Below are 26,995 nucleotides of genomic sequence, written 5' to 3'. Positions count from 1 at the left end.
ACTCTCAGGCCACCATGAGTCGGCGGCAACCGCTGCGGCGATTTACAGCGTGTAGGAAATCCCCACCTGCACGGTTCGCGGCGCGCCCGGGTAGGCGTAAACGTTGCCGAAGGCGCCTTCTTCGTAGTCGCGGTCGAAGATGTTTTTCACATCGAGGTTGAGCCGCACTTTATCGTTGACCTTGTAGAAGCTCAGCAGGTCGACCACGGTGTAACTGCCCATGGAAAACGCGGTGTTGGCGGTCTGCCCGGCACGCTCGTCGAAGTATTTCAGGCCAGTGCCGAGGCCAAGGCCTTTGAGCGTGCCGTCCTGGAACTCGTACATGTTGAGCAGGCTGAAGCTGTTCTTCGGAATGTTCAGCAGGCGCGTACCGGAGCGCAGCGTGTTGTCCTTGGTCACCTCGGCGTCGACGTAAGCGTAACCGCCGACTACTCGCCACTCCGAAGTGAGATTGCCGGTGACGTTGACATCGAAACCACGGCTGCGCACTTCACCGGCAGCGACGCTGAAGGTCGAATCTACCGGGTCGGTGGTCAGCACGTTGCGTTTTTCGATCTGGTAGATCGCCGCGTCGACGCTCAACTGCTGATCCAGTGCCTCCCACTTCACGCCCATCTCGTAGGACTTGCCTTTCTCCGGGGCGAAGCCGCCGCCTTCGCGACTGGCGCCGGTGTTGGGCTTGAACGAGCGCGCGGTGTTGGCGTAGACCGCCAGGGTATCGGACAAATCGTAGGTGACGCCGATACGCGGGGTGACGGCGTTGTCGCTGGCCTGCCAGCTCTTGCCGCCGGGTACGTAGGTTTCGTAGTCATGCTCGAAGCGCTCGAAACGCGCACCGGCCAGCACCTTCAGCTTGTCGGTCAGGGCGACCTGATCCTGCACGAACGCTGCGTAGGTCTTGAGATTTTCTTTGTCATGAGTCGGCGTGCGGGTCAGCGCCGGGCGTGGCTGGCCGTAAACCGGATTGAAGATGTCGATCGGGTAGGCACTGACCGCGCCGCTGGAGCGCTGGATGATCGACTTGTAGTCGTAATCTTCGTACTCGATGCCGGTGAGCAAGGTGTGCTGCAGACCGCCGGTGTCGAAATGCCCGGTGAGGTTGAGCTGGGTGTCCTTGTCGGTCCATTCCAGCTTGCGGTAGTTGAAGTTGCGCCCCAGCGTGCGGCCGTCAGCGGCAATGCCGTTGGCCTCGATCGCGTCGCCCTTGAGCGAGCCGTCGAGCCACTGGAAACCACCGCCCAGAGTCCAGTCGTCGTTGAGCATGTGCTCGAAACGCAGTTGCGCCATGTTGTTGTCGTTGTGCAGTTTGCCGACGTTCTTCTCGCCAAAGAAGGTCTCGCGCGAGGCGGTGCCGATCTGCGCCGGGTAGCGCGTCACGCCACGATCGAGCGGCGCGTTGTTGCGCATGAAATCGCCTTCGAAAATCAGCTTGGTCGCGTCGGTGGCCTGCCACGTCAGCACCGGCGTGATGCCGTAGCGCTCGGTCTCGACATGATCGCGGAAGGTGTCACCGCCCTCGCCCACCACATTCAAGCGATAGGCCAGACGCCCTTCTTCATCCAGCGGCCCGGAAGCGTCGAGGGTGCCGCGCTTCATGCCTTGGTCATTCAACTGGCTGCCCAAGGTGACCGTGCGCTCGGGCAACGGCTGTTTCGACACCACGTTGAAGGTACCGCCGGGATCGCCACGGCCATAGAGCATGGTCGCCGGGCCGCGCAGCACTTCCAGACGCTCGATGGTGTTGGCGTCAGGCATGTTCGGGTAGCCACGGTTGATCGGGAAACCGTTGCGGTAGAACTCACCCGTGGTGAAGCCGCGCACTGTGAACGTGGTCAGGCCCTGCCCACCGAAATTGTTCGCGCGCCCGACGCCGCCGGCGTAATCCAGCGCATCCTGCAAACGCGTCGCGCCGAGGTCTTCAACGGCATCCTTGGTCACCACGCTGATCGATTGCGGGGTTTCATGAATCGAAGTGTCGGTGCGCGTGGCGCTGGCCGAACGCGTCGCGCGGTAGCCTTGCACCGGGCCGTCTGCCCGTTCGTAATCCGCTGTGCCGACCACGTCGGTGGCTTCCAGCTCAAGCGTTGAAGAAGTCGATTCGGCTGACTCAGCCCACGAGGAAGAAGACAACGCCTGCAGCACACAAATGGAAAGCAGAGTTCGACGCATGAGGTGAAAACCTTTACGAATAGGCCAGAACGAAGGGCAAAACCGCCAATGAAAACGCGGCGCATGGTATACGGTCGCATTAGTAATTGAAACGTATTCTTATTTGTCATGTTGATCAGGATTGGTGAGCGGGATTCATCACTCCATCCTGAAACCGCGCATTATCAGCAGCGCGTCGATGGCCTAGGCTCGTAGAGATCCGACGTCAATCGATGGCTGCGCCGCGCTACGTGGGCGCCGCCAGCCTGTCTGAAAGGAATTTGCAGATGAAATTCGACACCCCGGCCGGCTCCAATCCGATCGACCAGCTGAACGTCATCGGCCAACCTGCCGACCGCATCGACGGCAAGCTGAAAACCACCGGCACCGCCCCCTACGCCTACGAACAAAACGCAGCGGTGCCGGACGCCGCCTATGGCTATATCGTCGGCGCCGGGATCGGCAAGGGGCGCATCGCCTCGATCGATTCGACGCAAGCGCGTGAAGCGTCCGGGGTAATCGCCATCGTCACTTACGAAAACGCCGGCGCATTGGCCAAAGGCGAGTTTTACGTAGCCAGGGCCTTGGCCGGGCCGCAGGTCGATCACTATCACCAGGCCGTGGCGATTGTCGTCGCGGACACCTTTGAACAGGCCCGCGCGGCCGCCGGCTTGCTCGACATCCGCTACGTGGCCGAAGCGGGTTCATTCGATCTGGCGGCTGCGAAAGACTCCGCTACCCCACCGCCACCGGCCGGTTTTGGCCCGCCGCCGCAGACCAGCGTCGGTGACTTCGAAGGCGCCTTCAACGCTGCGCCAGTGCAAATCGATCAGCACTACAGCACGCCTGACCAGGCCCACGCGATGATGGAACCGCACGCAACCATCGCCCGTTGGAGTGGCACACAGTTGACCTTGTGGACATCGATCCAACAGATCAACTGGGGCGTGCGCGATCTGGCGAAAACCCTCGGCATCGCCAAGGAAGATGTGCGCCTGATCTCGCCGTATATCGGCGGTGGTTTCGGCGGTAAGGGCACGATTCTTTGCGACGCAGTGTTGGCATCCCTGGCCGCTCGACATGCCGGGCGACCGGTGAAAGTCGCGCTGCCGCGGCCGCTGATGTTCAACAACCTTACCCATCGTCCGGCGACGCTTCAGCGCCTGCGCATCGGTGCCAACCGTGACGGCGTGATCACGGCGATCGGCCACGAGAGCTGGTCAGGCAATCTGCGCGGCGGACGCGCCGAAGCGGCTACCGCGTCAACCCGATTGCTTTACGCCGGGGCCAATCGCATGACCCGTTTGAACCTGGCCGTGCTCGATCTCGCCGAGGGTTCGGCGATGCGCGCGCCGGGCGAGGCACCGGGGATGATGGCGCTGGAAATCGCCATGGATGAACTGGCCGAAAAGCTGCAGATGGATCCGCTGCAACTGCGCATCCTCAACGATTCGCAGGTCGATCCGGAGCAACCGGCGCGGCCGTTCTCCAAACGGCAGTTGGTGGAATGCCTGAACACTGGGGCCGAACGCTTTGGCTGGCGTCAGCGCAACCCTCAACCCGGTCAGCGTCGTGAGGACGGTTGGCTGATCGGCATCGGTCTGGCCTCGGCGATTCGCGGCGCACCGACGACCGCTTCGGCGGCCCGGGTACGACTCGATCGTCAAGGCGTCATCACCGTGGAAACCGACATGACCGACATCGGCACCGGCAGTTACACCATCATTGCCCAGACCGCCGCCGAAATGATGGGCGTGCCGCTGGACCGTGTCGTGGTGCACTTGGGTGATTCGCGGTTTCCGGAATCGTCGGGCTCCGGCGGCCAGTGGGGCGCCGCCTCGTCCACTGCCGGCGTGTATGCCGCGTGCATGAAACTGCGTGAAGCCGCCGCTCGCGCCGTCGGGATTGACCCGCAGCAAGCCGAGTTTGTCGACGGGCAAATTCGCACAGGCTCGCAGCAGGTTGCCTTGGCTCAGGCCGCAGCCAGTGGCGAGCTGACGGGCGAGGACCGCATGGAATACGGCGATCTGGCCGAGCGTTTTGCCCAGCAGACATTCGGCGCGCATTTCGCCGAGGTCGCGGTCAATGCGGCGACCGGCGAAATTCGCCTGCGTCGGCAACTGGCCGTGTGCGCCGCCGGGCGCATCCTCAACCCGAAAACCGCGCGCAGCCAGATTATCGGCGGCATGACCATGGGCGCTGGTGCGGCATTGATGGAAGAGTTGGCGGTGGATCATCGAATCGGCTTTTTCGTCAATCACGATCTGGCCGGATACGAGGTGCCGGTGCACGCCGACATTCCCCATCAGGAAGTAATCTTTCTCGATGAAGTCGACCCGTATGCAACACCGTTGAAAGCCAAAGGCGTTGGCGAGCTGGGTATCAGCGGCGCGGCGGCGGCCATCGCCAACGCGATCCATAACGCGTGTGGCGTTCGGGTGCGCGATTATCCGATTACGCTGGATAAACTCATCGGCGAGTTGTCCTACCCGGTCTGAGACTGGATCACGCAGGATATCGCCCATGCACCCCACCACCCCCGATGGCCGCTATTTTGTGGTCAAGCAGCAGCTGTGGCGTTGCAGCAATCCAGCGCTGCCCGCGGCCGAGCGTGAGGCACTGGTTTCCGAGCTCATGGCGGCGCGGCGTGCGGTCAGAGAAGCCAAGCGCGCGGAGGATGCTGATGCATTGAGGTCAGCGAGAGCGCGTGTGAACCGGGCCAAAGTCGCATTGGGTGAGCGCGGGCCGGTGTGGTGGGAGGATGGCACCCCGGATTACAACCGGCACAAGGTGAGCAATACGCCATATGCGCAGTGGTTTGCCCAACTGCCGGAGGGTTGACTGGCCTGCTGATCCCCAATCCCAAAATCAACGCTGGTCCCCTGTGAGGGCGGGCTTTGTGTGTTGCCGGGATTTTGCATACGCCGCGAACTTGTGGGAGCGAGCCTGCTCCCACACTGGATTTCGCGTGCTGCCGGGATTTGGCACGCGCCGCGAAAACTTGTGGGAGCGGGCTTGCTCGCGAATGCATTCGGTCAGGCGATGAAGACGTTGAATGTGCCACCGCCTTCGCGAGCAAGCCCGCTCCCACACTGGATATTGTGGATTGCCGGGGTTTGGCACGCGCCGCGAAAACCTGTGGGAGCGAGCCTGCTCGCGAAAGCGTTGGATCAGGCGATGAAAATGTTGAGTGTGCCACCGCCTTCGCGAGCAGGCTCGCTCCCACACTGGATATTGTGGGTTGCCGGGGTTTGGCACGCGCCGCGAAAACCTGTGGGAGCGAGCCTGCTCGCGAATGCATTCGGTCAGGCGATGAAGATGTTGGATGTGCCACCGCCTTCGCGAGCAAGCCCGCTCCCACACTGGATATTGTGGGTTGCCGGGGTTTGACACGCGCCGCGAAAACCTTGTGGGAGCGAGCCTGCTCGCGAAAGCGTTGGATCAGGCGATGAAGATGTTGAATGTGCCGACGCCTTCGCGAGCAAGCCCGCTCCCACACTGGATATTGTGGGTTGCCGGGATTTGGCACGCACCGCGAAAACCTTGTGGGAGCGAGCCTGCTCGCGAATGCATTCGGTCAGGCGATGAAGATGTTGGATGTGCCACCGCCTTCGCGAGCAGGCTCGCTCCCACACGGGATATTGTGGATTGCCGGGATTTGGCACGCGCCGCGAAAACCTGTGGGAGCGGGCTTGCTCGCGAAAGCGTTGGATCAGGCGATGAAGATGTTGAATGTGCCACCGCCTTCGCGAGCAGGCCCGCTCTCACAGGGGCCTGCAGCGAGGCTCAGACTCGCAACAACTGTCGGGTCATCGCCATGGATGTTTCCAGCGACTGCCCGGTGCGCTGCAATTTGTTCAGCAGACTCGCGCCGAGCCAGAGCTGATACAGCGTCTCTGCCAACTTCCGCGCATCGCCCTCGGGCAGGCTTTTGTCATATTGGCCTTGTTCGATGCATTCGGTGATGCGCGCGACGATGCGTTCGGCGCCGTCGCGCAGGGTCAGGCGCATGGATTCGGACAGGTCGGCGACTTCAGCGCTGAGTTTCACCACCAGGCATTCATCACCGTGGCCTTCCACGGTGCAGCGGTTCTGCCAGCCCTGCCAGTAATCCATCAAACGCTCGAAGGCAGTCAGCCCCGGCAGCGTCAGGCGGCGCTCCATGTCGGCGAGGTAGTCGACGAAGTAATCCTCGAGCAGCGCCTGGCCGTACAACTCCTTGGATTTGAAGTAGTGATAGAACGAGCCCTTGGGCACGCCGGCGGTCTGCAGGATCTCGTTGAGGCCGACGCTGGTGAAGCCCTTCTCGGCCATCATTCGGTGGCCGGTGTCGAGCAAGTGTTGGCGGGTGTCGTCAAAGGTCGGCTTCATGGTGCGCAAAATTCCAGACAATAGACCAGTCGTATACTTTTCAGGATCGGGAGTTTGCCATAACCGACGAGCAAAAACATTTTCTGAAAAAACTGCTAGACGACTGGTCTAATTGGAACCTATGCTGCGCCCCGAGACACAAATTCATGCGGCGCCGACGCTGAGCGAATTCCTCGCCTTGTGCCGATGCCTGACCAACCCAAGGGTGCTCTATGAAAATCTTGATGGTTCTGACTTCCCACGATCAACTCGGCAACACCGGCAAGAAAACCGGCTTCTGGCTGGAAGAGTTCGCCGCGCCCTACTTTGCCTTCAAGGACGCCGGCGCCGATGTCACCCTGGTATCGCCTGCCGGCGGCCAGCCTCCGCTCGATCCGAAAAGCGATGAGCCAAGCGCGCAGACTGCCGAGACCGATCGCTTCCGCGCTGATCCGGCGGCGCAACAAGCGTTGGCCAGCACCGGTCGTCTGGCTGATGTGAAGGCCGAAGATTTCGACGCAGTGTTCTACCCAGGTGGCCACGGCCCGCTGTGGGATCTGGCCGAAGACAAGGCCTCGATCGCGCTGATCGAAGCCTTCGACCGCGCCAACAAACCTCACGGTTTTGTCTGCCACGCACCGGGTGTGTTGCGTCACGTGGTGCGCGCTGACGGCCAGCCAATCGTCAATGGCCGTGACGTCACCGGCTTCACCAATGCCGAAGAAGCGGCGGTCGGCCTGACTGACGTGGTGCCGTTCCTCATCGAAGACGAATTCCAGCGTCTGGGCGGGCGCTATTCGAAAGTCGCCGACTGGCAGGTGCATGTGGTGGCTGACGGTCAACTGGTCACCGGCCAGAACCCGGCCAGCTCCGCCGCCGTTGCCGACAAACTGTTGAAGATGCTCGGCTGAATCCCTCGCTCTACCCCGATCAACGCCGTGTGCGTACCGCCCGGCGTTGTTTTTTTGCCCAGTCACTAGTCGACTGGTCTAATCAGATTCAAGGCTTACTCCATGAACAATGCTTTCTTCACGCCCGCTAAATTGGGCAACCACACCCTGAAAAACCGCATCGTCCTGCCGCCCCTCACCCGCCAGCGCAGCACGCAACCGGGCAATGTCGCCAACGAGTTGATGGCCGAGTACTACCAGCAGCGCGCCGGTGCCGGTTTGCTGGTCACCGAAGGCACGCAGATCGAACCGCGCGGTCAGGGTTATGCGTGGACGCCGGGTATTCATACGCCGGAGCAAATCGCCGGTTGGCGCAAAGTCACCGAGGCGGTGCACGCGGCGGATGGTGTGATCTTCGCCCAGCTCTGGCATGTCGGACGGGTCTCGCACACGGCGTTGCAGCCCAACGGCGATGCGCCGGTGTCGGCCTCGGCGGTTGCCACGGACCGCGTCAGCGTGTTCATCGAAACCGCGCCCGGCGCAGGTGAACTGGTGCCGCCGTCCGCTCCGCGCGCGCTGAGCACCGATGAAGTACAGGAACTGATTCAGCTGTACATTCAGGCCGCGCGCAACGCGATGGATGCGGGTTTCGACGGTATCGAATTGCATTGCGCCAACGGTTATCTGGTCAACCAGTTCATCTCCGCCCACAGCAACCTGCGCACCGATCAGTACGGCGGCTCGCTGGACAATCGCTTGCGCTTCTTGCGCGAAGTGGTGGCCGGCGTTGCCGAATGCATCGGCAAGGACAAGGTCGGCGTGCGCTTTGCGCCGCTGTTCAGCACCACCGATGAAGCGCGGACTTATCTGGGCCTGGTCGAGGAGGATCCGCACACCACCTACATTGCAGCGATCAGGATTCTTGAAGAAGTGGGCATTGCCTACCTGTCGATCGCCGAAGCCGACTGGGACAACGCGCCTGCGATGCCGCAGACCTTCCGCCAGGCCGTGCGCGACACCTTCAGCGGCGCGATCATTTATGCCGGGCGCTACAACGCCAAAACCGGCGCGCAATTGCTTGAGTCGGGGCTGGCGGATCTCGTCGCGTTTGGCCGACCGTTCATGGCCAACCCGGACCTGCCGGCGCGGATTGCCAATGACTGGCCGTTGAATCAATTGAACCCGGCGACGGTGTATGGCGGTGGTGCAGAGGGTTATATCGATTACCCGACCTACCCCGCTTAAGCACCCAGCACAAATCCCTGTGGGAGCGAGCCTGCTCGCGATAGCGGTGTGTCAGTCAATTATATGCAAGCTGACCCACCGCCTTCGGGAGCAAGCCCCCTCCCACATTGGTTCTGCGGTGGATCAAGGATCAGGTGGTACACCCGCCATCCCTGTGGGAGCGGGCTTGCTCGCGAAGGCGTCCTGTCAGTCATGAATGTGCAAGCTGACCCACCGCCTTCGGGAGCAAGCCCCCTCCCACATTGGTTCTGCGGTGGATCAAGGATCAGGTGGTACACCCGCCATCCCTGTGGGAGCGGGCTTGCTCGCGAAGGCGTCCTGTCAGTCATGAATGTGCAAGCTGACCCACCGCCTTCGGGAGCAAGCCCCCTCCCACATTGGTTCTGCGGTGGATCAAGGATCAGGTGGTGCACCCGCTATCCCTGTGGGAGCGGGCTTGCTCGCGAAGGCGTCCTGTCAGTCATGAATGTGCAAGCTGACCCACCGTCTTCGGGAGCAAGCCCCCTCCCACATTGGTTCTGCGGTGGATCAAGGATCAGGTGGTACACCCGCCATCCCTGTGGGAGCAAGCCCCTTGCCACACTGAGACGTCAGTGGTGGTGAAAACCTATACATAGCAAACAATCTGTATAACTATTGGCGTTCGAATCGCCAACCGGACTTCGCTCCATGCCCTCTGCCCACCGCTTGCTCCTGATCCTCGGTGACCAGCTGTCATTCGACCTGGCCTCCCTGCAGCCACTCGATCCCCAACATGACCTGCTGCTGATGGTCGAGGTCATGGAGGAAGCAACCCACGTCGCTCATCATCCACAAAAAATTGCTTTGATCTTCAGCGCCATGCGCCACTTTGCCGAGGCGTTGCGCGATAAAGGCTACCGCGTCCAATACGTCACCCTCGACGAACCGGACAACAGCGGTTCAATCCCCGGCGAATTGCAGCGCTGGCAAACCCTCACTGGTGCCGACGAGATCCACATCACCGAATGCGGCGACTGGCGCCTTGAGCATTCAATCAAAGATTCGGGCTTGCCCGTGCACTGGCATTCAGACAGCCGTTTCCTCTGCTCCCGCGAAGAATTCTCCAACTGGGCCAGCAGCAAGAAACAGCTGCGCATGGAATTCTTCTACCGCGAGATGCGGCGCAAGAGTCGGCTGCTGCTCAATGGCGACGGCACGCCAGTCGGCGGTGCGTGGAATTTCGATGCGGAGAATCGCAAGGCCCTGCCCAAACACGCCAAACCGCCCTACCCGGCACGTTTCGCCAATGACGCAATCACCCAAGAGGTGCGGGCGTTGGTCAGCAAACGCTTCGCCACGCATTACGGCACGCTGGATGACTTCAACTACCCGGTGACCCACGCCGATGCCCAGGCCCTGTGGCAGTACTTTCTCGACTACGCGCTGGCCGGATTCGGCGATTACCAGGACGCCATGGCCAGCGGCGAACCGTTTCTGTTTCACGCACGGATCAGCGCGGCGCTGAACATCGGCCTGCTCGATCTGCGCCAGCTGTGCAGCGATGTCGAGGCGGCGTACTGGTCGGGGAGCATCGGCCTCAATGCTGCCGAAGGCTTCATTCGGCAGTTGATCGGCTGGCGTGAATACGTGCGCGGTGTGTACTGGCTGAAGATGCCGGACTACGCCGAGGGCAATGTGTTTGGTAACACGCGTTCGCTGCCGGAGTTCTACTGGACGGGTGACACGCAGATGAACTGCATGCGCCAGGCCATCGGCCAAAGCCTGCGACATGCTTATGCTCACCACATTCAGCGGCTGATGGTCACCGGCAACTTTGCCTTGCTCGCCGGGATTGCGCCGAAGGAAATCTGTGAGTGGTATCTGGCGATCTACATGGACGCCTTCGACTGGGTCGAACTGCCCAACACCCTTGGCATGGTCATGCACGCCGACGGCGGTTATCTCGGCTCCAAGCCTTACTGCGCCAGCGGCCAGTACATCAATCGGATGTCGGATTACTGCGGCGACTGCGCCTACAAGGTCAAGGAAAGCAGCGCGGACGATGCCTGCCCGTTCAACGCGCTGTACTGGCATTTCCTCATGCGCCACGGCGACATTCTGCGCGGCAATCAGCGCATGGGCATGATGTACAAGAACCTCGACCGCATGCCATTGGCCAAGCAGGATGCCCTGTGGCAACGCGGACAAATGCTGCTGGCGAAACTGGAGAGCGGCGAAGCTTTCTAGTGCGCCTCAGCGTGTCCGGCCAAACTGTTGCGCCCCGCCTCTTTCGCACGATAGAGCGCCTGATCGGCGGTCTCGATCATCGCGGATATGGTCTCCAGACTTGAGCCCGTTGCCACCGCGATACCAATACTCACCGTTACCCGCCCGAACGGACTGCCCGGATGGGCAATATTGGCCTGCTGCAACCGATCGAGCATCAGCTGCGCGACCACCGTCGCCCCGGCGCTGTCGGTTGCCGGCATGATCACCGCCATTTCCTCGCCACCGTAGCGCGCGACCAGGTCCGAGGGGCGTCGCACGCAGCCTTCAAGAATCTTGCTGACCGCTTGCAGGCAGGCATCGCCGGCGACGTGGCCCAAGGCGTCGTTGAACAATTTGAAGTGATCGATATCGATCATCAGCAAGGCCAGCGAGGTCCCGTCACGCTGCGCCCGCCGCGCTTCCACCGCCAGCGTCTCATCGAAACAGCGGCGGTTGGCCAAACCGGTCAGCGCGTCTTTCATCGCCAGCAATTCCAGCTGTCGATTGGAAGCGAGCAACTGCTGCTGGGCATCGCGCAACGCTTCTTCAGCCTCGGTGCGTCGGCGAATATCGAGGATCAGGAACCAGCCGATCAACCCGGTCAGCCCCAGCAGCCCGACGACCACCACCGCCGACAGTCCCGCTTCGATGCGCCACGCCGCCAGCGCTTCGTCCTTGCCCAGGGCAACGGTGGTGATCAGCGGCAGGGTCTCGCTTTTGCGAAAAGCGTACAGGCGTTCGACGCCGTCAAGGCTGGAGGTGTAAGAGGCGGTACCGACCGAGCGGTCGACCAGGTATTTGGCGTAGATCGGCGATTTTGAGAAGTTGCGGCCCATGTCCTGCTCGCGGAACGGGTAGCGCACCAGCAGCGTGCCATCGGTGTACGACAGACCGATCGCGCCGTCCTGGCCAACGTCAAGTTTGCCGAATACGCGCAGGAAGTTTTCCACCCCCAGCGTCACCGCTACCACACCGGCGAACTGGCCAGCATCGTCATTGAAGCGACGGCTGATGGTCACCACCCATTCGTGATTGGAACGGCTCTGGATCGGCGGACCAATAAACGACTCGCGGCTCGGGCCGTCACGGTGGTGCTTGAAATAGGCGCGGTCGCTGCTGTTCGCTCCTGCCGGAATCGGCCGGTTGGAGGACATCAACCAGTGCCCGTGCCGGTCGTAAATGGTGATGCCGCTGAGCTGCGGCATCAATGACTGCTGACGGTCGATCAGGGTCTTGATGCGCTGAATCTGCGCCGGTCCGTCGCCTTCGGCTTCCAGACGCTCGACCAGCCCGAGCAAGAGCAGCGAGCTTTGCCGGACGATGCCTTCGGTGTAGGTATTGAGCGCCTGGGTCAGGTTCAGGCCATGCACGTCGACCTCGGCCAGCGCGCGCTCACGCGAAGACCAGACTTTCCAGATCGTCAGCGAAGTCAGGGAACAGCCAATCACCAGCAGCAGGAGCATTACAAGGCGAGTATCACGCTTCACGTCGTTACCTTAAGGAAGTCCGGGGTCCATTCCAGCCATCATTCGAACGTCGGCACTCACGGCGGCCACGTGTTCCGGGGCGCAAGCATACAAGCAGTCTCAAGCGGCTGCAGCAACAGAGTGTGCAGGGCTAAACGGCGGGTGCAGCCGGTTTGAGAATCTCCACGAGGAAATCGATGAACACGTTGATTCGGCTCGATCCACGGTGATTGGGCAAGTACAACGCGTTGATGCAACTGCTGGCGCTGCCGGGGTTGACCTCATAGTGCTCAAGCAAGCGCGTCAGGCGTCCGGCGGCGACATCGTCGCGCACCAGCCAGTCAGCCAGCAACGTCACCCCGCCACCACTGATCGCGGCTTCGCGAAGGATGTCGGCGTTGTTGCTTTGCAGGCGTCCCTGAACGTTGAGCTGGATCGGCTCTTCGTCGCCCTGAAAGGTCCAGTGATGATGGCTGCCGCCGTAATCGAAACGCAGGCATTGGTGCTCAAGCAGATCCCGTGGGTGCTCCAGCACACCGCTGCGCGCCAGATAATCCGGGCTGGCGACGATCCAACGCTGAAACTGCCCGACGCGTTTGCTGACGATGTCTTCGCTGACCACCGTCGAGCCGAGCCGCACCGATACGTCTATCTGCTCGCTGAGTAAATCGCTGACCTGATCGCTCAGCGACAGGCTGATCTCCAGCCCCGGATGGCGCTCGAGCAAGCGACTCAGGTGCGGCGCGATCAGCCTGCGGCCAAACTCCACCGGCACGCTGATGCGCAAGCGACCCTGGGCATCGCTGCCACGATCGGCGACCACCGCGTCGGCTTCGTCGATGGCATCGAGAATCGCCACGGCCTTCTCGAAATAGGTCTGGCCGGCGACGGTTACGCTGGTGTTGCGCGTGGTGCGATTGAGCAGGCTGGCGCCCAACTCGTTTTCCAGCCCCGCCACTTGCCGTGTCACCGAAGACGTCGAGATCCCAAGCTTGCGTGCCGCCGAGGAATAGCCCCCGCAGCGCACGGTTTCAACGAACATCTTCAAGGCCAGCAACTTGTCCATAAGCGGGGTCCGGTGGTGAGGGAACGCCGCTGATTGTGCATCAGCGCTCGCCACACGTCTTGTATCGTCGTGCTTGAGGGCGCCGGGCGCGGTAAACAATTCCATCTCGAAGGACCTCACTTTGTGGGAGCGGGCTTGCCCGCGAAGGCACCCCGTCAGTCGAAAAATCTGCGGCTGCCCCACCGCGTTCGGGAGCAAGCCCCCTCCCACAATGGGTTTGTGGTGGGTCAGCAATCACCCGATGTACCCACAATCCCTGTGGGAGCGGGCTTGCCCGCGAAGGCGCCCCGTCAGTCGAAAAGTCTGCGGCTGCCCCACCGCTTTCGGGTGCAAGCCTCCTTCCACAGTGGGTTTGTGGTGGGTCAGCGATCACCCGGTGTACCCGCAATCCCTGTGGGAGCGGGCTTGCCCGCGAAGGCGTCCCGTCAGTCGAAAAATCTGCGGCTGCCCCACCGCTTTCGGGAGCAAGCCCCCTCCCACAATGGTTTTGAGGTGGGTCAGCGATCACCCGGTGTACCCACAATCCCTGTGGGAGCGGGCTTGCCCGCGAAGGCGTCCCGTCAGTCGACAAAAATGCGCGCTACCCCACCGCTTTCGGGAGCAAGCCCCCTCCCACAATGGTTTTGAGGTGGGTCAGCGATCACCCGGTGTACCCACAATCCCTGTGGGAGCGGGCTTGCCCGCGAAGGCGTCCCGTCAGTCGAAAAATCTGCGGCTGCCCCACCGCTTTCGGGAGCAAGCCCCCTTCCACAGTGGGCTTGTGTCGTTCTTGAAATTCAGCTGCGGTCAGCCTTGCGCCCCAGGAACAACGCCAGCGCCAGCGCCGGCAACACCGCCACGGCGACGGCCGAGAGGTTCCAGCCGAAGTGTTCGTATAGCGGGCTGGCGACCAGCGAGCCGAGGGCGCCGCCGACGAAGATGCTGGTCATGTACACCGCATTGAGGCGGGCGCGGCTGTGCGGGTCGAGGGCGTAGACCTCGCGCTGGCCAAGCACCATGTTCAGTTGCACGGCAAAGTCCAGCAGCACCGCGCACACCACCAGCCACACGTAACCACTGCTCGGCAGCGCGGCGAGCAACAGCGACAGCGGCGCCAGCAGCAACGCCACCAAGGTACCGCGACGACCGTGTCCGGCGTCGGCCAGACGCCCGGCAATTGGCGCGGCAATGGCACCCACTGCACCGACCAGCGCGAAGATTGCCACTTGCGCTTGGCTGAAGCCGTGATGACGCATCAGCTCAATCGGCGCGAGGGTCCAGAACAGGCTGAAACTGGCGAACAGCAAGCCCTGATACAGCGAACGCTGGCGCAACACAGGAAAGCGCCGCGCCAGGGCAAACACCGAACCGATCAACGCGACATAAGTGGCCTTGTGCGTCGGCACCCGACGCGGCAATGCCACAGCGGTAACCAACGCGATCACCGCCATCAGTGCCGCCGCGCTGTAAAACACCCCGCGCCAGCCGAACACTTCGACCAACAGACTCGACAACGGCCGCGACAGCAGAATCCCCAGTAACAGGCCGCTCATGATATTGCCGACGACGCGGCCACGGCTGGCTTCCGGCGCCAGATGCGCGGCCAGTGGCACGAGGATCTGCACCGCCACCGAGGTCAGGCCGATCAGCAATGACAAAAGCAGGAACAACGACGGCGAATGAGTCAGGCCAGCGCACAGCAGCGTCACACTCGCAGCGAGGGTGAAACCGACCACCAGACGACGGTTTTCCATGAGGTCGGCCAGCGGCACCAGCAGCAACAAGCCCAGCGCGTAACCAAACTGGGTCAGTGACACGATCAGGCTGGCATTGGCGCTGGACAGGCCGATCTGCGGCGCGATCAGTTCGACGATGGGCTGCGCGTAATACAGGTTGGCGACGACCGCGCCGCAACAGAAGGCCAGAAACGCGACCATCAGGCCGGAGAGTGAAGCAGGCTGTTCGGCCGGGGCCGCAACGGCAGGGTTGCCGGTAAGCATGGTGACACCTCGTTGAGTTCGGGAATGTGCTGCCAAGGCTACGGTCGCGCGGCGGCAGCGAGAATCCGTGCCACTGGCAACGCACTGATGCGTGGCGCGCAACGTTGCTTGTGGCGCAACGCGCTGTTGCGCGGGCCGGTGATTCTCCGCCGCAAGCGTCTTCTCTACGCTTTGGCCATGGCGCAGACGTCCGCATCGGCGCCCTTCCCCGGCTGCTACAAGGAGCGTTTCCATGACCCGCACTGCACTCGTCCTGCCACTGCCCGCCTCGTTTTTCTGCCGACCATGAACAGCCATCTGCTCAAATCCAGAACCCTATGGATCAGCGTCGCCGTGCTCGCGGTGATCGGCCTGATCGTCGCCGTCGTACTGATGTGGCGCCCGGCGATCGCACCAATCCAACGCCCGACGTCATTCGATACTGCGCAGTTGCAACGCGGCGCACGGGTGGTCGAGGCCGGCGACTGCGCGGTGTGCCATACCCGCCCCGGCGGCGAATACCTGGCTGGCGGCCTGCCGCTGGTGACGCCGTTCGGCACGCTGTACAGCACCAACATCACCCCCGATGCGCAGACCGGCATCGGCGAATGGTCATTGCCGGCCTTCGAGCGGGCGATGCGTGAAGGCATTGCCCGCGACGGCCACTTTCTCTACCCGGCCTTTCCCTACGTGCACTACCGGCGCATGAGCTCCGAAGACATCGCCGACGCCTATGCCTACTTGATGAGCGGCCCCGCCGTACATGCGCCCGCCAGGCAGAACCAGATGAACTTTCCGATGAACATCCGCCCGCTGGTGTCGTTCTGGAACCTGCTGTTTTTGCATGGCGAGCCGCTGACCCCGCTAGCGGAACACAGCGCCGCGTGGAATCGCGGACGCTATCTGGTCGACGGCCCAGGCCACTGCGCCGGCTGCCATTCACCGCTGAACCTGATCGGCGCGGAGAAATCCTCGCAATACCTGCAAGGCGGCAGCGTCGATGGTTGGGAAGCGCCGGCCCTGGTCGGCCTCGGCCAACGCGCCAATCCATGGAATCGCGAGCAATTGGTCAACTATCTGCGCGCCGATGTGGTCGATGGCCACGGCACGCCCGCCGGCCCGATGCGCCCGGTCAGCCTGAGCCTGGCGCGCTTGCCGGCCAGCGAAGCCGAGGCAATTGCCGACTACCTGCTAAGCCTGCAAAACCCGCAGGCAGTGACCGAAACCACACCGAAAAAGCCAAGCGATCCTGCGGATCACAGCAGCGGCGCCCTGCTCTTCAGCAGCGCCTGCGCCGGATGTCACGCTCCCGCCGCGCCGATGCGCGAAATCGACGGCCGCCCAGGCCTGCAAAGCACCTCGGCGCTGCAAGCGGCCACTTCGCGCAACTTTCTCAAGACCGTGCTCGAAGGTGTGCCCGCCACTCCCGGCGCACCCGGCCCGATGATGCCGCCGTTCGCCGCCAGCCTCGACAACGCCCAGCTCGGCGCCCTCGCCGCGTATCTGCGCGAGCAAGCCCGCCCCGAGCAGCCATGGACCGACCTTTCTTCCAATATTGAAGCGTTACGTCAGGAGACGAAATGAGCCAGATCACTCTCACCGTCAATGGAGGCGCCCAAGCGCTGCAGCTGGAACCGGACATGCCGCTGCTGTATGCGCTGCGCAACCACTTGAACCTCAACGGCGCCAAGTACGGCTGCGGCCTGGGCCAGTGCGGCGCGTGCACGGTGATCGTCGACGACCAGCCGGTGTTCGCGTGCCTGACGCCCTGCGCTGGTCTTGAAGGGAAAAAGATCCGTACCGTGGAAAGCCTCGGCAGCGTTGAGAAACCCGGCGCGTTGCAAGCGGCGTTCATCGACAAGCAGGCCGCGCAGTGCGGCTACTGCATCGCCGGCATGCTGATGCGCGCGCAGTCGTTGCTCGAACGTGATCCGCACCCGGACGAGCAAACCATTCGTGAGCACATGGCCGGCAATCTGTGCCGTTGCGGCACGCACTTGCGCATCATCGAGGCGATCAAGCAGGTGGCCGGGCATAACGGGAGCCTGACATGAGCGCAGCAAACGGATTGAACCCCAGCCGCCGGGCCTTCCTGCGTGGCGGCGCGTTGCTCATGGCCTTCACGCTGATGCCGGTAGCGCGGCGTGTTTTGGCCGATACCGAAGTCGATACCCTCGGCACCGTAGTGCTGGCCCCCGATCTGCCGGGCAGCCTGCGCACCAACCCATACCTGGACGCGTGGATTCGCATCGGGGCCGACGGCATCACCGTGTACACCGGCAAGGTCGAACTGGGCACCGGAGTGAAAACCGCGTTGCTGCAAATCGCTGCCGAGCGTTTGCAGGTGCCGGCCAGCGCGATCAATTTGCTCACCGCCGACACCGCGCTGACGCCCAACGAAGGCTACACCGCCGGCAGCCACAGTATTTTCGACAGCGGTACCGCGCTGTACAACGCCGCTGCGCAGGTGCGGGAAATGCTCGTCGATGCCGCCGCGCGCAGTTGGCAAGTCGATGCTGCGCAACTGAGCACCCGCGACGGCGTGATCAAAGGCCCGGGCGGGCAACGCATGGCGTATGCCGACGCGGTCAAGCATGTCGATGTGCACCAATATGCGAAAGCACAATCACCAGCGATGGCGGCGGCCGACTTCAAACTGATCGGCCACAACCTGCCGCGTCTGGATATTCCGGCCAAGGTCAGCGGCGGCGCGGCATTCGTGCAGGACATGCGCCTGCCCGGCATGCTGCATGCGCGGGTGATTCGCCCGCCGCGTCCCGGCTGCAGGTTACAGGCGTTCGATACGGCATCCATCGAAGCGTTGAACGGTGTGGTCAAGGTGATCCGCGACGGCAACTATCTGGCGGTGGTCGCCCGTGATGAATGGCAAGCGATCAAGGCCATGCGCAGCGGCATCGAGAGTGCCAAGTGGAGTGGTGGCGAGGCGATTCCCGAAGCCGCCGGAATTCACGATTTGCTCAAGCAGTTGCCTTCCAAGCGCTATCCGATCAGCAACAACGGCAATCCCGGCGGCGCCACCGAGACGCGCTTCAAGGCGCGGGTGACCAAGCAATATTTGATGCACGGTTCGATCGGCCCGTCCTGTGCGGTGGCCTGGCTCAACGATGGCGTGCTCACGGTGTGGACCCACACCCAGGGCGTCTATCCATTGCGCGCCGGCATCGCCGAGATGCTGCGGCTGCCGCCGGAACGCGTGCGCTGCATTCATACCGAGGGCTCGGGCTGTTATGGCCACAACGGCGCCGATGATGCCGCCGCCGATGCCGCGCTGATCGCAATGCGTCTGCCGGGCACGCCGGTGCGCGTGCAATGGATGCGCGAGCAGGAAAATCTCTGGGAGCCGTACAGTTCGGCGATGGTTACCGAAGTCGATGCGAGCCTCAGTCAGGGCCGTCTGCAGGATTGGAACTACGAGCTGTGGACCACCCCGCACAACGAACGCATCGTCAATGCCGGGCGCCTGCTGCCGGCACGTCTATTGGCCAAGCCCTTCGCTTCGGCGCCGTCGGTGCCGATTGCCCAGCCCGAAGGTGACGGCGATCGAAATGCGGTGCCGCTGTACGAGCTGGGCGCGACGCGGATCAACATGAACTTCGTCACCACCATGCCGTTCCGCACTTCGGCGATGCGCTCGCTCGGAGCGCACATCAACATCTTCGCCATCGAGGCGGGTATCGATGAGTTGGCGATCAAGGCCGGACTCGATCCCGTGGCGTTGCGCCTGGCCCATCTGCGCGATCCGCGTGCCCGCGCCGTGATCGAGCGCGTGCGTGATGAAATCGGCTGGCCCCACAAGAGCAGCGAACCCGGCGCGGGCATCGGTTTCGCCTTCGCCCGCTACAAAAACATCATGGGTTACTGCGCCCTTGCGGTGAAACTGCGGGTGCATCCGCAGACCGGGGAGATTCGCATCGATCATGTGGTCACGGCGGTCGACGTCGGCCAGATCGTCAGCCCCGATGGCCTGCGCAATCAGGTCGAGGGCGGCATTGTCCAGTCGGCAAGCTGGACGCTCTACGAACAAGTCGCCTACGACGCCGGCGGCATTCGCAGCTATGACTGGAGCGGCTATCCGATTCTGCGCTTCACGCAATTGCCGAAAAAAGTCGATGTGCACCTGCTCGATCAACCGGGCGAACCCTTCCTCGGTGCAGCCGAAATCGTCCAAGGGCCAATGGCTGCTGCCCTCGGCAACGCGGTCAGCAATGCCACTGGCCGGCGCTGGCTGAACCTGCCGCTGACCCGTTCCAGCCAACCTGCCTGAACCTCGCCCGCGCTCATCAGCGATGAGCGCGGGTGCCGTTGCGTTGCGCGCAAAACTGCGTAGCGCCGGCCACGGATTATCAGCCCCGCCACCCCCGGTTAAGTTACCTGCACAGCGCGTGGCACCTGGCTGCCGCGCTTGAACCCTACTCATCGAAATCCGGAGCTAACCATGACCCGTCGCCTGTTCCAACCCATCGCACTCGGCCCTTACACCCTTGCCCACCGCGTAGCGATGGCGCCCCTGACCCGCTCGCGCGCTGGCCAGCCGGGCGACGTGCCGACCGCGATGAACGCCGAGTACTACCGCCAACGCGCCAGTGCCGCGCTGATCATCACCGAGGCCACGCAGATTTCTCAGCAAGGCCAGGGCTATGCATGGACGCCGGGGATCTACACCGATGCACAAGTACAGGCCTGGCGCGAAGTCAGCACGGCGGTGCACGCGGCTGACGGCCTGATCTTCATGCAGTTGTGGCACGTCGGCCGGGTCTCGCATCCCAGCTTCCAGCCTGACGCCGGTTTGCCGGTGGCGCCGAGCGCCCTGCCAGTGCCGGGCAAGACCTTTATCGTCGATGAACAAGGCAATGGCGTTTGGGGTGATGTGCCGGTGCCGCGCGCCCTCGAAACAGCCGAAATCGCCGACATCGTCGAAGACTATCGCCGCGCCGCGCGCAACGCGTTGAACGCAGGTATGGACGGCGTGGAGATCCATGCTGGCAACGGTTATCTGCTCGATCAGTTTCTCAACAGCAACAGCAACCAGCGTGATGACGCCTATGGCGGCAGCGTCGAGAATCGTGCGCGTTTTCTGCTCGAAGTGGTCGCCGCCGTGGCTGATGAAGTCGGTGCCGAGCGCGTCGGCGTGCGTCTGACGCCGATGGGCCGCTTTATGGGAATGGGTGATGACACGCCTGAAGCGACCTTCGGTTATCTGGTCGAAGCGCTCAATCAGTGGAATCTGGCGTATCTGCACCTGGTCGAGCCGGCCATGGTCGGCACGGTCAAGGACGAAAACTTCGACCCGCGCTGGGACGCGATCATCGCCCAGTTGCGCCAGACCTGGAACGGCGTGCTGATCCTCGCCGGCGGTTACGACGCTGAATCCGCCGAACAGGCGCTGAACGCCGACCGCGCCGACATCATCGCCTTTGGCCGGCCATTCCTGGCCAACCCGGATCTGCCGCGTCGGCTGCACGATGGGCTTGAACTGAACACGCCGGATCCGAGCAGTTTCTTCGGCGGCGACCAGCGCGGTTACGTCGATTATCCGTTCCATGCCTGAGACGTGCGATTCATAACTTTTAAGGTTTGTTTAAGGACTTTAAATAAAGCCTGCGGCCAGACTTTGCCCATCGATCAGGAGAGCCGCCATGAACCCGCAATCGGTGAAGTCAGACAACTCCAGCCAGATCGCGCGCCCATTGGGCGCGCTGTCCGGCTGGCAGGAACGCCGCGCCAAGGCTTACATGCTGCACGATCTGAGCCGCAGTCTGCGCGTCAGCGAGATTGCCGAACATTGCAATCTTTCACGCAGCCACTTTTCCCGGGCGTTCAAGATCGTCACCGGCTGTTCGCCGCAGGAATGGATGCTGAAGATGAAGATCGACAAGGCCAAGGGGCTATTGCTGACCTCGATGGCGATTACCGAGATTGTTTATGAATGCGGGTTCTCCGATCACTCACACTTCACGCGCACGTTTGGGCGCTTGGTGGGAATGCCGCCGAAGATCTGGCGGCAGGCGATGTGTCGGGCGCGGGTAGCGGTGGTTGATGCGGATGTCTGGCAGCTCAGCGATGGGTTGCTGAATTCGACGATGGGCAAGCGCCTGACGGAACTGCGACCCTGAGTCGGATTTCCAAGGATTCTGTTCACTCCTCCCTTTTGGCCGCGATTTGCGCGGCTTTTTTTTACCCGGTCTGCCAGACATCTCTCAGCTATAAGTCAGAAGTTTTTGATCCTGGCGTCCGGCGCAAGCGGCAGTCTGAAACAGATCCGCGCGCCCTCCTCGCTGTCCTCCACCCGCAACGTCCCGCCATGGGCGCCTATCACCGTTCGGCAAATCGCCAGGCCCATGCCCATGCCGCTGCCCTTGGTAGTGAAGAACGCATCGAAAATTTCTTCACGCTGATGCTCGGCGATCCCCGGCCCGTTGTCCTGAAAAGCCACGCAGACCTGGCCATCGCTGATCGTCGACTCGATCACCAAGCGCCCGTCAATCGCGCCCTGCCCAGCCATCGCCTCGAGTGCGTTGACGATCAGGTTGTAAATCACCTGCTGAATCTGCACCCGATCCCCCGGCACCGGGTCAGCTGCGTTGAGTTCCGTGTGCAAGCTCACCCGGCGATTGTGCAAATCGCTCGCTGTCAGTTGCACGACCTCACCGATCAAAGCGTCAATCGATACCGGTAGCCGCTGCAGCGGCGCCTGCTTGGCCAAAGCGCGCAAGGCCTGGACAATCTCGGTGGCCCGGGCGCTGTCGGAGCGGATGTCCTCTAGCCCCTGAATCGCTTCGTCGAGGTCCGGCGTGTCGCGCTTGAGCCAGCGCAAACTGGCCGAGGCGTTCGATGAAATGCCCAGCAGCGGCTGGCTGATTTCATGGGCGATCGAGGCCGACAGTTCGCCCATCATTTTCAGGTGCGAGTTGCGCGCCAGTTCCGCGCGCGAACTGCGCAAGTCGGCTTCCATCTGTGCGCGCAAGCGGTTGTCTTCGACCAGTTGCGCATACAGCCGCGCGGTCTGCAGCGACACCGCTGCCTGCGAGGCGAGAATTTCCAGCATGGTCAGGCGTTCGGCGCTGAACAGCTTCGGTACCAGGCTGTTTTCCAGATACACCAGACCGATCAGCGCGCCTTGCTTGAGTAACGGCAGACACATCAGCGAGCGCGTCTGCCGCTCGCACAGGTCGGCGCTGTAGGCTTGCGGGCAGTCGACGCGGGCATCGTCGAGCACCAGCGGCGCGCGCGTGCGCATGGTCGAATTGAGCACCGAAAGCGGCGCGAGCTGCTCAAGCGCACGCTCGTTGTCCTGACTGACCCGCACGTTGCCCGCCTCGACGTGGGCGGCGGCAGCCAGTTGCAACTCACCGTCGGTGACCAACAGCAGCGCACCCCGATCGGCCCCGGCCTGAATCATCAAGTGATTCATCAAGGTTTCCACCAACCGATCGAGCAATACCTCTTGCGAGACCGCGCGCGCTGCTTCGATGCCGACTTCCAGATCAAGGCGCACCCGCGTCACCGGCGTTCCCGCTTCCAGGGAATGCTCGTGGGCGAGAAACGGATGCTGCGCTTCGAGCTGGTGCGCCTTGGCTTCAGCGCCCCACAGCACATAGCAGTCGCGCGCAACACGCAGGTGATGATGCGTGCCGGAGACCAGGCCGTTGGCCAGGCAGACCTCGGCCAGTTGTTCATGGGCCAGCGCCTGTTGATGAATAAACCCGGCAGCGGCCGCCGCGATTTGCGCCTGGTCGAAGCAGCGAATGGCGACCAGCCCTTCGCCGCGCACGCGGGCCATCGCGCCTTCAATCAACAGCAGCTGGTTGCTGAAAGTCGACGGATTGAGTTCGACCCATGGCAGGAAACGCTGACGTTGCTGTTCCAGTTTCTGCAGTTTTTCGACAACAGAGCCCGGCGCCTCTGGACTGGCCAGCGCCAGGCTGTAGAACAGGTAGTAATGGGCCAGATCGATGTGCGCCGGCAGCGACCACGTCAACGCCTCGGCCTCTTCGAAACGGCGTAGGGCATAACGCACATCGCCGAAGTAGAACGCCGACATGCCTGAGTACAACCACATCCAGAACAGTGTCGGCTGTGAAACGCGATCGCGATCCAGCGGGCCGAACCGGTCATGTTCCACAGCATCCAGCTCTGCGATCGAACGTGGCTCGCACCCACTGCGCAAATCACTGGCAAACGCCTGTTGCGCCAACAAAATGCGCTCGATGTCGATGTAGTGAAACTGTCGCACCCAACTCAGGCCGACGTCGAGCTCGTTCAACACCTTTTGCAGCGGCTCGCCCATGAATAGCAGATCGGAACCGATGTGATTGCAGGCGTAACACGACATGCCGAGATCACCGCCAGCCTGACCGCACTCGAACGCTGCGAAAGCTTTCTGCCGGGCGTAGGCCATCGGTTTGGTCCACGGGCTGACCTGATCCAGCGCCACCAGCGTGCCGGTGCGTCCGGCTTCGTAGCCGTGCAGGTCGGTCAGATCGAGCGCCAGTTCGGCGAAAGCGACACCGTCCAGATATTCGCCATAACGGTCGGCGATCATCACGCCATACCAGGCAAAACCGTAGCCGCTGCTGGGTGTGGTGCCGTGCAAGAGGGTCAGTTCGACCATCTTCGCCAAGTGCAGGAAAGCGATATCGTCCTGCACGAAAAACGAGGCGATCAGCGTGCTCAGCAACTCCATAGCCACTTCGATTCGCGGATCGTTGGCCTTGGGCAATGCCGTCAGTTCAGCGATCCGTCGCGCGCCGACCAGTTGCCGAACCCGCTCGAAGGCTTCGCCCAGTTGCGCGGGCGATGGTTGTCGCTGCAGCTCGATTTCGAGCAAGGCAAGGCCGTCCAGCGCTTCGCTGATCGCACCGTGATAATCGGAGTGCAAGGTGTGCAGGCTGGCGCGCAGGCGATAGGTTTTTGCGCGGTCCAGCGCGGTATTGGCGTATTCCAGGCAGTCGTCGAGGCGCTGTTGCGCGCCGGGCAGATCCGCCAGCAACATTGCGCATTCGGCTGCCAGCCAACGCGCAGCGAAGGCCTGCGGGTACTGCTGCGCCCAGCCGTTGTCGCCGAGTAACACCTCGGCGCTGCGCAGATAATCCACGGCCTGCTCGACAGCGGCGCTATCGCGGGCGCGCTCGGCGGCTTCGACCAATAATTGGATGAATTCGGTGCGTCGAGGTTCTGAAAGCGCATGGCCGTCGCTGCGCTGAATCTGACTGGCAATATCGAACACCTTCGCATGCGGTTGCCCGCCGCATAGTTCGAGCATGGCGGCAGCGATGCGCGCATGTTCGGCGGCACGCCCGGCGGGCGCCGTGAGTGCAGCGGCGGCTTCCAGCACTCGATCGTGGGGAAACACCAGTTGGCCCGGCTCGCGCAGGAGAAATCCGGCGCTGACCAGATAATCCACGTCACGCAGCAATTGCGCCGGATCGTCTGCCAGCAATCGCTGCAACAGCACTTTCTCACAGCGACCACCGATGTAACCCGCTGTACGCAACACTTCGCGCGCACTGGCCGGCAGGCGCTGCAAGCGTTGCACCATCAATTCGGCAACGTTGTCGGCGTAGCGATGGCCGTTTACCTCGGCCTGATCCCACACCCAGCGCCGCGTCGTCCCCTCGAAATGCAGCAGACGCTCATCCACCAGCGCGCGGGCCACCTGGCTGACGAACAACGGATTGCCGGCGGTCTTAAAGTGCACGACGCGGGCCAGCGCCTCGAGGTTGTCGACGTCAGCATCGAGTTCGACCGCCATCAGTTGCGCGACGGCCTGTACCGATAGCGGCCCTAATCCAAGGTCACTGACTGGCAGCGCGGGTGCTCTGCGCATGTCATCGAGCCAGCCGCCCGGATGCTGCGTCAACTCGCCCTCGCGATACGCCAGAACTAGCAGCAAATGCCGCGTCGGTCGGGCGATGAAGGCTTTGAGAAACGCCTGAGTCGAGTCGTCAGCCCACTGCAAGTCGTCGATAAACAGCAGCAGCGGATGCCCCGGTTGCGCAAAGACTTCGAGCGCATCGAGCAACGTCCGATTGACCCGGTCGAGGGCATGCCGCGCCGGCATGTTCGGCAATTCGGCGGTGGCGCCGATCAGCAGCTCGGCTTCCGGCGCCAGGTCCAGCAGCAAGCGGCCACGGCCCTTGAGGGTTTCGCGCAGTTGCTCGGCCAAGGCCTGCAAGGCCAGCGCGGGCTTGGTCAACACTTGGCTGATCAGAGACTGAAAAATCTGCGCCAGCGGCGCGAAGGGGCGGTCATTGTTTAGCAGTTCGATCTTGCCGCTGGCCCAATAACCGGGAGCTTGTGAGCGCAGGACCTGCTGGATCAGCGTCGATTTTCCCGCTCCCGGTGCGCCGCCAACCAGCAGCACGCGAGCGATGCCGTCGCTGCGCACGCGCTGAATCTGTTCAAGCAGTTGCTGACGTTCGTCATCACGACCAAACAGCAGCTCGCCGCGCGTGGCCGTTGCGCGAGCATCGAAAGCACCGAGGCGGAACGCTTCGATCTGGCCTTTTTTCTGCCATTGACGCAGGCACCAGGTCAGATCGGCGGCCAGCGATTCGATGCTTTGATAGCGCGCGTCCGGCTCCTTGGCCAGGCCCTTGAGCAGCACATGACAAATGCCTTGCGGCAGGTCGGGAATGTATTGCGCCGGCGACAATGGCTGGACGGCGGCGTGCACATGCAACCATTGCCAGGCGTCGCGAGCGATCAGCGGTGGGCGCCCGGTCAGCGCCTCGTAGATGATTGCCGACAGCGTATATACGTCGCTGCGCTCATCGGAATCGACGCCGTCGCGCTGTAGCTGTTCCGGCGCCAGATAAGGCCAGTGTTCCAGGCTCGGCAGTTCAGTCGCCGGGGTTTCCTGCTCGTGGGTGTGAAAGCCCATAAGCCTGACGCTGTCGTCGGCGCCGACCAGCAGATGCCACGGCAACAGCGATCCGTGTGGGAGCGAGTCTGCTCGCGAAAGCGGTGTGTCAGTCAATGGTGATGTCGGCTGGAATGGCGCTTTCGCGAGCAGGCTCGCTCCCACGGGGTTTTGCGGTGTTTCGGGATGCCGAGAGTGGGCCAGCGCATTGGCAGCGGCGACGGCAATATTCAGCACGCGCCCGAGCGGTAAGCCGGTGGCGTCGATCAGGCCAGCGAGCGGCGCGCCCCATTGCGGATAGATCAGCACCGGCCCGTCCGCCGAACGAAGTAGCGCGAGCGGGTTGATCACCCACTGCGAAGGCAGTCGTAAATGAAAATCACGCTCCAGCCGCTGGCACAGCGCCGGGCGCTGAATCGGTGCGCGCACGGCGAACCAGGTCTGGCCCGAGCGGCTATCTTCAAGGCTGAACCAGGTCAGCTCATGGTCGCGGCGCAGCAGGTTGAAACGGCAACTTTCCAGCCATGTTTCATCGAGCATCGACGCATCGGCCGTGCGGGACATTGCAGATGAGGATGGCTGGCCGGGCATACACATTCACCGCTGGCAATGGGATTCAGGCTGGTGGCGCAGTATACGCAGCGTTTTTTTGCCAAAGGACCAGCCACTGCGCTGATGTCCGTCTGCGGCCTCATGATGGCCGTCCAGAGCCTCGCGCCGCAATTTTCGCGCTATCAAAGCGCGGCGTCTTATCCCTCGGG

The 26,995-nt window shown here is 62.6% G+C and carries 16 protein-coding genes; 10 read left to right on the top strand and 6 right to left on the bottom strand.

Features of this window, described 5'->3' with window-relative positions; translation table 11 throughout:
* Positions 1 to 42: 42 nt before the first annotated feature.
* On the bottom strand, positions 43 to 2,169 hold the full coding sequence (locus tag AB4N53_RS06540; RefSeq protein ID WP_460119162.1) for a TonB-dependent siderophore receptor: 2,127 nt from the start codon (positions 2,167 to 2,169) through the stop codon (positions 43 to 45).
* Positions 2,170 to 2,435: 266 nt separating this feature from the next.
* On the opposite strand from AB4N53_RS06540, the gene paoC reads away from it, so the two are divergent.
* The gene (gene paoC / locus AB4N53_RS06535; protein ID WP_460119160.1) at positions 2,436 to 4,646 is read left to right on the top strand and encodes an aldehyde oxidoreductase molybdenum-binding subunit PaoC; all 2,211 of its coding nucleotides are present in this window, start codon (positions 2,436 to 2,438) and stop codon (positions 4,644 to 4,646) included.
* A gap of 25 nt (positions 4,647 to 4,671) precedes the next feature.
* Complete coding sequence (locus AB4N53_RS06530; protein WP_460119158.1) at positions 4,672 to 4,989, top strand: hypothetical protein; 318 nt, start codon at positions 4,672 to 4,674, stop codon at positions 4,987 to 4,989.
* A gap of 945 nt (positions 4,990 to 5,934) precedes the next feature.
* Here the strand turns inward: AB4N53_RS06530 and AB4N53_RS06525 are convergent.
* Complete coding sequence (locus AB4N53_RS06525; RefSeq protein WP_460119156.1) at positions 5,935 to 6,519, bottom strand: TetR/AcrR family transcriptional regulator; 585 nt, start codon at positions 6,517 to 6,519, stop codon at positions 5,935 to 5,937.
* Between the two features lie 212 nt (positions 6,520 to 6,731).
* Between AB4N53_RS06525 and AB4N53_RS06520 the strand changes: the two genes are divergently transcribed.
* The 3 genes from AB4N53_RS06520 (at position 6,732) to AB4N53_RS06510 (ending at position 10,841) form a co-directional block, all read left to right on the top strand.
* Positions 6,732 to 7,409, top strand: a complete 678-nt coding sequence (locus AB4N53_RS06520; RefSeq protein ID WP_460119154.1) for a type 1 glutamine amidotransferase domain-containing protein — start codon at positions 6,732 to 6,734, stop codon at positions 7,407 to 7,409.
* A 102-nt stretch (positions 7,410 to 7,511) separates the two neighbouring features.
* A complete protein-coding gene (locus AB4N53_RS06515) occupies positions 7,512 to 8,633 on the top strand; it encodes an alkene reductase (protein ID WP_460119153.1) in 1,122 nt (373 codons plus the stop codon).
* A gap of 669 nt (positions 8,634 to 9,302) precedes the next feature.
* On the top strand, positions 9,303 to 10,841 hold the full coding sequence (locus AB4N53_RS06510; protein WP_460119151.1) for a cryptochrome/photolyase family protein: 1,539 nt from the start codon (positions 9,303 to 9,305) through the stop codon (positions 10,839 to 10,841).
* Here AB4N53_RS06510 and AB4N53_RS06505 read toward each other — a convergent pair.
* The 3 genes from AB4N53_RS06505 to AB4N53_RS06495 form a co-directional block, all read right to left on the bottom strand.
* On the bottom strand, positions 10,838 to 12,349 hold the full coding sequence (locus AB4N53_RS06505) for a sensor domain-containing diguanylate cyclase (RefSeq protein WP_460119149.1): 1,512 nt from the start codon (positions 12,347 to 12,349) through the stop codon (positions 10,838 to 10,840). The two genes, AB4N53_RS06510 and AB4N53_RS06505, sit on opposite strands and share 4 nt — an antisense overlap.
* A gap of 130 nt (positions 12,350 to 12,479) precedes the next feature.
* A complete protein-coding gene (locus AB4N53_RS06500; RefSeq protein WP_460119147.1) occupies positions 12,480 to 13,394 on the bottom strand; it encodes a LysR family transcriptional regulator in 915 nt (304 codons plus the stop codon).
* A 776-nt stretch (positions 13,395 to 14,170) separates the two neighbouring features.
* Positions 14,171 to 15,373, bottom strand: a complete 1,203-nt coding sequence (locus AB4N53_RS06495; RefSeq protein ID WP_460119145.1) for an MFS transporter — start codon at positions 15,371 to 15,373, stop codon at positions 14,171 to 14,173.
* 24 nt (positions 15,374 to 15,397) lie between these two features.
* Here AB4N53_RS06495 and AB4N53_RS06490 point away from each other — a divergent pair, with 24 nt between their 5' ends.
* The 5 genes from AB4N53_RS06490 (at position 15,398) to AB4N53_RS06470 (ending at position 21,486) form a co-directional block, all read left to right on the top strand.
* A complete protein-coding gene (locus AB4N53_RS06490; protein WP_460119143.1) occupies positions 15,398 to 16,936 on the top strand; it encodes a c-type cytochrome in 1,539 nt (512 codons plus the stop codon).
* Positions 16,933 to 17,406 carry a (2Fe-2S)-binding protein gene (locus AB4N53_RS06485; RefSeq protein ID WP_460119141.1) on the top strand — a complete coding sequence of 158 codons (474 nt, stop codon included), beginning with the start codon at positions 16,933 to 16,935 and terminating at the stop codon, positions 17,404 to 17,406. Before AB4N53_RS06490 ends, AB4N53_RS06485 begins: the two co-directional genes overlap by 4 nt.
* A complete protein-coding gene (locus AB4N53_RS06480) occupies positions 17,403 to 19,637 on the top strand; it encodes a xanthine dehydrogenase family protein molybdopterin-binding subunit (protein WP_460119139.1) in 2,235 nt (744 codons plus the stop codon). Before AB4N53_RS06485 ends, AB4N53_RS06480 begins: the two co-directional genes overlap by 4 nt.
* Before the next feature lie 171 nt (positions 19,638 to 19,808).
* Positions 19,809 to 20,921: an alkene reductase gene (locus tag AB4N53_RS06475; protein WP_460119137.1), complete on the top strand. Its 1,113-nt coding sequence runs from the start codon at positions 19,809 to 19,811 to the stop codon at positions 20,919 to 20,921.
* A gap of 88 nt (positions 20,922 to 21,009) precedes the next feature.
* Positions 21,010 to 21,486, top strand: a complete 477-nt coding sequence (locus tag AB4N53_RS06470; protein ID WP_460119135.1) for a helix-turn-helix domain-containing protein — start codon at positions 21,010 to 21,012, stop codon at positions 21,484 to 21,486.
* Positions 21,487 to 21,581: 95 nt separating this feature from the next.
* On the opposite strand, the gene AB4N53_RS06465 is transcribed toward AB4N53_RS06470, so the two are convergent.
* Positions 21,582 to 26,774: a trifunctional serine/threonine-protein kinase/ATP-binding protein/sensor histidine kinase gene (locus AB4N53_RS06465; RefSeq protein ID WP_460145105.1), complete on the bottom strand. Its 5,193-nt coding sequence runs from the start codon at positions 26,772 to 26,774 to the stop codon at positions 21,582 to 21,584.
* Positions 26,775 to 26,995: the final 221 nt, after the last annotated feature.

The sequence above is a fragment of the Pseudomonas sp. H3_E04 genome, assembly GCF_054668915.1.
The sequence above is the reverse complement of the archived record's forward strand: the minus strand, read 5'-3'. Positions and strand labels throughout refer to the sequence as shown.